A 7979-nucleotide genomic window follows, 5' to 3' on the forward strand; every position below is an offset into this window, starting at 1 on the left:
GCTAATGTGACGAAAAGCTCATCGTCTATCCTTGTGGGAAGGTATGCGGTATCGAAATAGACGTTCTCAAACCCGAAGAGCTGCTCGACAGCATCCCATGTCCGATAGCCGCCGAAATGGGCGAGTACGATCGTGAGGTCAGGGAAGGATTTAATAACATCCAGGTACTGCTTTGGCTGGCTGAACTCGCCTTTGACGCCGCCTTCCTCATCACCGGCATGAAAGACGACAATTAATCCAAGCTCGGCGGCACGCTTGTATATGGGAAACATGCGCCTATCATCCGGGTAAAACCGCTGGGCGTTTGGCTGGATTTTAAATCCCTTAAGTCCTAGTTCAGGAAAGCGATCGAGCTCCGATGGGTCGTTTTCAATATGGATCGAGCCGAAAGGGATCAGGGTCTCGTATGTTTTACCAAGCTCCGCATACCAGCCATTAAAGCGCACATGCTCCGGGCGGTTGGCAATCGAGAGGAGAACAACCCGATCGATACCGCCGTGAGCCGCAGATTTCAAAACATCCTCAACCACAGCGTTATAGCGGCGTTTAACACCGTAAATCTCCTCCATCTTGCCGATCAGCTTCTCGGCGACATCCTCGGTAAAAACATGCGCATGAAAATCAAAGTTAAGTGCCATTTCTCTCCAAACTTAAACATACTTAAACGTAGCTAAATGGTCTCTATCACAATAGCACAGGTAAGAGCAGCATAGAAGCCATTGCAGGGGCCAGGGCCAGGGCCAGGGAAGAAAGGTAAATAGGTGGATAGGGTTGGTGAATGGGTGAATGGATGCGGGCCTAGATCGATAATAATTTTCCTAGCTTGCAGGAAAATTATGGAACACGGCGAAGTAGTAACAGCACGTATCATAAATGCGCGAGGTAATATAAAGCTTTTTTGATTAGTATTTGGTTATTTACTCGGGATAGTACTTGGATTAGTCTATTTGCTGAGAGGAAGGAACTCAGGCCGAATATTATTCTGGATCCTGACTCCTGGCTCCTAAAATTTATAGAGGTGATCGTGTGAAGGAAGTATTTGTAGTTGCGATTAACGGCAGTCCGAATATGGATGGAAATACCGCGTTCTTGCTTGAACAGGTATTGCAGGCGGCGGCTGAGGCCGGGGCGAAAACGAAGTTGTTGCACTCGATGGAGATGCTCGAGGGTCAGGAAAAGCCGTATTGCGATGTCTGCAGCTCTCCTTGTAATGAGAGCTGTTACGAGGATACCGCGCTTGAGAAGGCCTTTGAGATGATGACGAAAGCGGATGCGCTTGTTCTTGGAAGCCCCGTTTACTTTGGCACGGTATCGGCCCAGCTCAAGGCGATTTTTGATAAGAGCAGGGCGGTGCGCGGCAGAAAAGGACTTGCCGGAAAAATCGGGGCCGCTGTTTCCGTTGGCGCTTCGCGCTTTGGCGGGCAGGAGACAACGGTGCGGGCGCTTCATGATATTATGATGGTCCATGGAATGGCCGTCGTATCGGATTCCTCGATCTCGGCGACTCTCGGTCATCATGGGGTCTGCGCGCAAAAACCGGCGCGGGATGATGCCGATGCGATAAAGAGCGCGCGTGTTATCGGCGTACGCCTGGTCGAAGAAAGCACTAAGTAAACCTTATGAATATAAAACCTAGTTAGATGGTGAATTAAATGAAGCAGCACGTTTTGTCACCACGAGAAGTGACCGAACAACGAGAAATAGAATCATTGGCTAAAAACGCCCAGTTTAGCGTCAATACAAAAGGGCGACAGGCGCCGATTAAGCCATGCCCTTTAAGGACATGCTACCAGCGTGACCGCGACAGGATCATTCATTCAAAAGCGTTTCGTCGTTTGATAAACAAAACGCAGGTTTTTCTTGCCCCTGAGGGCGATCACTATCGCACCAGGCTTACGCACACGCTTGAGGTGAGCCAAATCTCACGTACCATCGCACGGGCACTGCGGTTGAACGAGGACCTGGCCGAGGCAATTGCGCTGGGGCACGATTTGGGGCACACGCCGTTCGGCCATATCGGCGAATCGGCTATCGGCGAGATATTTAAAATACTTAAAGCCAGGGGCTACCGGGAGGTGCCCGACCACTTCGAGCATAACGAGCAGAGCCTTCGCGTCATCGATGTGATTGAGTATAACGGCAAGGGTCTCAATCTTACATGGGAGGTCCGAGACGGCATTCTCAACCACACCGGCGATACCGACCCGGAAACGTTCGAAGGCAAGATCGTAAAGATCGCCGACCGGATCGCCTATATAAACCACGACATCGACGATGCGGTCCGCGCGGGTATTCTGGATATACAGGAGATTCCCGGGCGTATCATCGATCTTTTCGGCAAGCACCAGGGGCTTCGCATTAACAATATGGTGAGCGATCTGGTTGAATACAGCAAGGACAAAGGCATTATCTCGATGAGCCCCGAACGCATGGAAGCCATGCACGAGCTACGCCGTTTTATGTTTGACCGGGTGTATCTGGGCTCGGCCGCAAAGTCCGAAAACGATAAAGCCAAGAACGTAATTTCAAGCCTGTTCTTCCTGTATCTGGAGAGCCCGGACTTATTGCCCGCCGAGTTCCAAACATCCCAGGCGAACGAGCTTCCGATAAAAGTCTGCGATTATATCGCCGGTATGACCGATCGCTACGCGATAAAGACCTTCGAGGAATATTTTGTCCCAAAGGCTTGGATGGTCTAAAGAAGGGTCCAGGGATAAATGCTTAGGATTAGGGTTCACTTTGCTGTCATTCTGAAGGAGCGAATAGCGACTGAAGAATCTAGGGCACACAAACCTTCTTCTTATGCAGGAGGGTCTAAGCTTAGAAGAGCCCAGTGAAAGAGGTACGTGAGTGCGATCTAGATTTTTCACTAACGTTCAGAATGACATCGAGCAATGGTTCGAGTCTCAATAAGCGGAGCGTGAATCTTTGAGCGACCATAAAGGCAGGATTAAAGATGAAGATGTAAACGCGGTGCGGGAGCGCAGTAACATTGTTGATGTGGTCTCGGATTACGTGGCGCTTAAGAAAAAGGGAAGGCTTTTCTGGGGGCTGTGCCCGTTTCACCAGGAAAAGACCGCTTCGTTTAAGGTCGACCCGGCGGCGCAGCTGTTCCATTGCTTTGGATGCGGTGAGGGCGGCAACGTCTTTTCTTTTGTGATGAAGGTCGAACATCTTGAATTTCCCGAGGCCGTCGGGCTTCTTGCAGACCGCGTTGGATATGAGTTGCACTACGATACGAAGAGTGCGCCGGAGTCGTTGAAGAAAAGCCGTATTCTCGAGGCCAACCGGTTCGCTTCGATGTTTTACCAGTATATTTTACTTAAAACCAACGAGGGCTCTCGGGGTCGTCTTTACTTAAAGAAGCGGGGTCTCAATGACGATGTTGTAAAGAGGTACGGGCTCGGATTGGCCCCGCAGGCCTGGAGTTCTGTTGGAAATTACCTTGCGAAGAAAGGATTTTCGCAAGCAGAACTCGTTGAAGCCGGCCTTGTCATAAAAGGCTCAAAAGGATATTATGACAGGTTTCGTGCGCGGCTGATTTTTCCCATCACCGATATCAGAGGACGCGTAATCGCTTTTGGAGGCAGGATTATTGATTCAGGGGAGCCCAAATACTTAAACTCTCCAGAGACGCCGGTCTACCACAAAAGCTCAACGCTCTACGGTCTGCATGTTGCAAAAAATGAGATTGTTAGACTTGGCACTGTTTTAGTCGTCGAGGGTTATACAGATGTAATTGCCCTGGCACAGGCCGGTATAAGCAACGTAGTTGCAACCTTGGGGACGGCATTCACCGCCGAGCATATGAAACTCTTAAAAAGATTTGCAGAACGCGTCATCCTGGTTTTTGACGCAGATACGGCGGGGATAAAGGCCGCGGAGAGTGTCGGCTCGTATCTATCAGAATTTAGACTTCCGAAAATGGAGGCGTTACGGGATTTGGAAGAGGGCAGCGCTTCAGGAATCGACGTGAGGGTCGTCATACTCCCGCATAAGCAAGACCCGGCCGATTATATCGGCTCACATAGCGCGGATTCGTTTCGCAAGCTGGTCGATGATGCGGAGCCGTTTTTCGACTTCTACTTGACGAGAGAGGTCGATAAATATAATATCAGTGAGATACGGCAAAAAGAGCAGGCCGCAGTAGCTGGATTTAAACTCATCGCAACACTCGAACACCCGGCTTCACAAAAAGCATACCTCAGCAAAATCGCGCAACGGCTCGGGCTTGATGAAGAAGCACTCACGGTAAAATTCAATGCCATGTTCAAAAGGGGTGCGGCAGTGCGTAGTGAGGCGAAAGAAACGTTACTTGACCCGCAAGAAAAAACCGAGAGAATCATTCTCCATTTAGCGCTCAAATACCCCGAAATCAGGGGGAAAATACCGGAAGAAATAGACGAGAGTTACTTTGTATTCCCAGCTCACGCCAGATTGTTCACGGTTTTAAAGGACATCGGCGGGGGTACATTTGACGCAGGTGTACTGGTTAATATTGACAGACGGCTTGGAGCCAAAGCAACCGAGCTATTCATGATCGAACTGGGGTACGAAGAGGAAAATTTATCAAAATATTTTGAGGATATTTTAATATCGCTCAAGGATTTTCACTATACACGTCAAATTAATAAACTTAAGCAGGAGCTTCAGTTTTCGATGCTTAAAAAAGACGAAGCAGAACACGGTGCATTTGAGGAATTGATGGCTCTTGAAGCTAAAAGACGGGACCTGCGCCAAAAAGGGCCCGTAGTTTGATTGGAGGAAATTAAAGGGTGAATACCCGCATAAACGAGCTTGAAATCCCAGAAGTAAAACAACTGATTGCGACGGGCCAGGAAAAAGGCGTCCTTACTGCGGATCAAATTAACGATGCTCTTGAAGCGGTTGATTTAACAAGTGAGCAAATCGATAATATCTACATCCACTTGTTCAATGCCGGCGTAGAGATTATCGGTATCAGCGATGACAACGAGGATGAGGACGAACTGGATGTCGATCCGGAGACAGAAGAGACCAAGGTCCTTCCCGAAGAGGAGGAAGAAGAAGCAAAAAAGGCAGTCGTTCAAGAGATTGACCTCTCCGTTAAGGCTCCGACGAATGATCCTGTACGCATGTACCTCAAAGAGATCGGCAAGGTGCCGCTTCTAACCGCCAAAGAGGAGGTCACGCTTGCTAAGAGAATCGAGGCGGGGGAGAAAGCCGCCGAAACACTCGAGCGCGAGGAAGAAAGCCTTCCGAGAGATGAGGTGCGCAAGCTTCGCAGGGTCGAGCGCGACGGGATGAACGCCAAGAAGAAGCTCGTTGAGGCGAACTTAAGGCTGGTCGTCAGCATCGCAAAACGCTATGTTGGACGTGGGATGCTCTTCCTCGACCTGATTCAGGAGGGTAACCTGGGCCTTATCCGCGCGGTTGAAAAATTCGATTACCGTAAGGGGTTTAAGTTCAGTACATATGCAACCTGGTGGATACGCCAGGCTATAACCAGGGCAATCGCCGACCAGGCACGAACGATCCGCATACCGGTGCACATGGTCGAGACCATAAACAAACTGATTCGAATCCAGCGCCAGCTGCTGCAGGAACTCGGGCGCGAGCCTATGCCAGAAGAAATAGCCGATGAGATGGGCTTAACTCCGGAGAAGGTTCGAGAAATACTGAAGATATCGCAGGAGCCGGTGTCTCTTGAAACGCCGATCGGCGAGGAAGAAGACAGCCAGCTCGGCGACTTCATCGAGGACCAGGAAGCCGAAGTCCCGGCGGACGCAGCATCGTTCTCGTTGCTGCAAGAGCAGTTGCAGGAGGTGCTTGATACGCTGAGCGAGCGCGAGCGCAAGGTTATTGAGCTGCGCTTCGGCCTCATCGACGGCCACCCGAGAACCCTCGAAGAAGTAGGCCGCGTGTTCGGTGTGACCAGGGAGCGAATCAGGCAGATCGAGTCAAAAACCCTGAGCAAGCTGCGTCACCCAAACCGCAGCGCAAAATTAAGGGATTATCTGGAGTAAGAACAGAACCTACCGGTTGCCGGTTGTTTGCGTGTCGTTCTGGGGGAACCCCATCATGCCGGCATGTGGGTTGAAGCGCCCCTGGTAGGGGTTCTTTACTTCGGTTCTGAACACGTTAATCCCTTTGTCTCCGTGAACGGGGCAGTTGGCCTGACAAATTCCGCAGCCTATACAATTCTCTTTGACCATGTATGGCAGAACGATCATCATACCGCTTGGATCGTACTTGCCGGTATCCTTAAGCATGATCGAGTTTTTAGGCGTGGGGCATAGGTTGGCGCATATCTGGCAGCCGTGCCCGGCCACCCAGGGATAGCACCTTGTACGGTCGATCTCGGCTTTACCGATGACGAACTTTTGCTTCTCCTTAAGTTTTAGCTCCTTTATTGCCCCTGTCGGGCATACCTTACCGCAGGCATCACACGACCAATCGCAGAAGCCGGCACTGAAATCCATGTGCGGGGTCCAGAATGCCTCAAGGCCGTGCTGCAGAAGCGAAGGTTGAAGTACATTGGTAGGGCATGTTTTTAAACACTCGCCGCAGCGGATACACTTGTCCAGGAACTCATCCTCATGGGTTACACTCGGTGGTCTCAGCAGTGTCGGGCTCACGTTTCCTTTGGCCTTAAAAGGTATTAGGTAGGCCGCCGCGATCGCACCGCCCATGGCGGTAACGGCGGTTCGCCTTGATGGAATCTCTGTATTAAGCTCCGGTTTGAGACCCCAGGCGACCGCATCGTTCGGGCATATTTTTCGGCACTTCATACATGCCACGCAATACGATGTATCGGTTATCAAGCCTTTGCCGGCAATCGCATCCATTTCGCATGTCTTACTGCACTTCATACATCCTGAACACGTTGCCGCATCGGTTGTCTTCCTGAAAAGCGAGACTCGACCGATCAGTCCCAATAATCCGCCAAGCGGGCACAGGTAACGACACCAAAACCTCCGGCCAAGCACGTTCAGGCTGACCACAGACAGGAACAGCATGATGATCCACATGCTCGAATCGAAGACCCTCGGTCCTTTAAACATCAATATCCCATTTAATTGCATCGATATGGCATCAATCGAGCGGGCCAATGAGAGCGACCCGTACAATCCCTCTGCCATCTTTGAGAGCACCAGGTTTATAGCGGGGAAGACCATAACCGCCGATGTTCTTGTCAGAAGCACGATCGGGTCAAAAACCATAAAAACGCTAATCTTAAAAACGCTAAATATAATCACGATTGAGAGCATGATCAGCGGGACAACTTTAAGCTTCCTGAATACTTTCTGGTTGATGTTCAGTATCTTCGCAAGGGGAGATAGTATATCCAGGAGCGTTCCCGTCGGGCACGCGTAGCCGCAGAACACCCTGCCGAAAAGCAGACTTACAACAAATGTTATGACCGAATACAGAAGAATGGAAAGCAATGGTAAGCCCACGATGACAGATGTCAGGGCTACCAATGGGTCCGAGGCCAGGAATAGTTGAGCTGGAAACCATAGGGTTATTTGTTGTGCGGCAATCCCAAGCAACACGAAGAAGAGTATAAAGAAGAACGCTTGAATTACTCTGCGGTAATTCGACAATCTAAAGCGCATCTTAAGTTTCTTTATTGACCTCCCAGGCTACATCTAACGTTTGAAACCCTCAGCCATATTGGCCGCCTCTTATTGCTTGCATGTGTTAGATCAGCGATTTAGCGTCTTAGCACATTATACATGAAGCCGTTGCCGATTTTAAGAAGCAATTCACATATTGGTAATCTTATAGAGAGACTGTTTGCGAGGGCGACAATCCCGCCCAACGACGAGATCCACGCCATCTCCATCATCTTGAAACTTATAAAAATATCCTCTATAATGCAAAAAGTGTGCTTCGGGCACGCGCAATTCAATAGTGCTTTGGCACCGTTCCTCGGTAGCTCAATGGTAGAGCATTCGGCTGTTAACCGAAGGGTTGTAGGTTCGAATCCTACCCGG

At 50.1% G+C, this 7979-nt stretch carries 6 protein-coding genes; 4 read left to right on the forward strand and 2 right to left on the reverse strand.

Annotated features, from left to right (window positions below):
- Positions 1-638, reverse strand: a 638-nt coding sequence (locus COY37_RS02340) for an amidohydrolase family protein (RefSeq protein ID WP_286975856.1), incomplete at its 3' end; no start/stop codon positions are given.
- A gap of 388 nt (positions 639-1026) precedes the next feature.
- Here COY37_RS02340 and COY37_RS02345 point away from each other — a divergent pair.
- The 4 genes from COY37_RS02345 (at position 1027) to rpoD (ending at position 6005) form a co-directional block, all read left to right on the forward strand.
- Positions 1027-1614: a flavodoxin family protein gene (locus COY37_RS02345; RefSeq protein ID WP_286679226.1), complete on the forward strand. Its 588-nt coding sequence runs from the start codon at positions 1027-1029 to the stop codon at positions 1612-1614.
- Between the two features lie 38 nt (positions 1615-1652).
- Positions 1653-2699 (forward strand): deoxyguanosinetriphosphate triphosphohydrolase, encoded by a 1047-nt coding sequence (locus COY37_RS02350; RefSeq protein ID WP_286679227.1) that lies wholly within the window; start codon positions 1653-1655, stop codon positions 2697-2699.
- A gap of 229 nt (positions 2700-2928) precedes the next feature.
- A complete protein-coding gene (dnaG, locus tag COY37_RS02355) occupies positions 2929-4758 on the forward strand; it encodes a DNA primase (protein ID WP_286679228.1) in 1830 nt (609 codons plus the stop codon).
- Positions 4759-4787: 29 nt separating this feature from the next.
- Positions 4788-6005, forward strand: a complete 1218-nt coding sequence (gene rpoD, locus COY37_RS02360; RefSeq protein WP_502690523.1) for an RNA polymerase sigma factor RpoD — start codon at positions 4788-4790, stop codon at positions 6003-6005.
- 9 nt (positions 6006-6014) lie between these two features.
- Here the strand turns inward: rpoD and COY37_RS02365 are convergent, their stop codons facing one another.
- The gene (locus tag COY37_RS02365) at positions 6015-7598 is read right to left on the reverse strand and encodes a 4Fe-4S binding protein (RefSeq protein WP_286679230.1); all 1584 of its coding nucleotides are present in this window, start codon (positions 7596-7598) and stop codon (positions 6015-6017) included.
- Between the last annotated feature and the right edge of the window lie 381 nt (positions 7599-7979).

Origin of the sequence: Candidatus Aquicultor secundus (genome assembly GCF_002791875.1) — a bacterium.
Taxonomy (GTDB): Bacteria; Actinomycetota; Aquicultoria; order Aquicultorales; family Aquicultoraceae; genus Aquicultor_A; species Aquicultor_A secundus.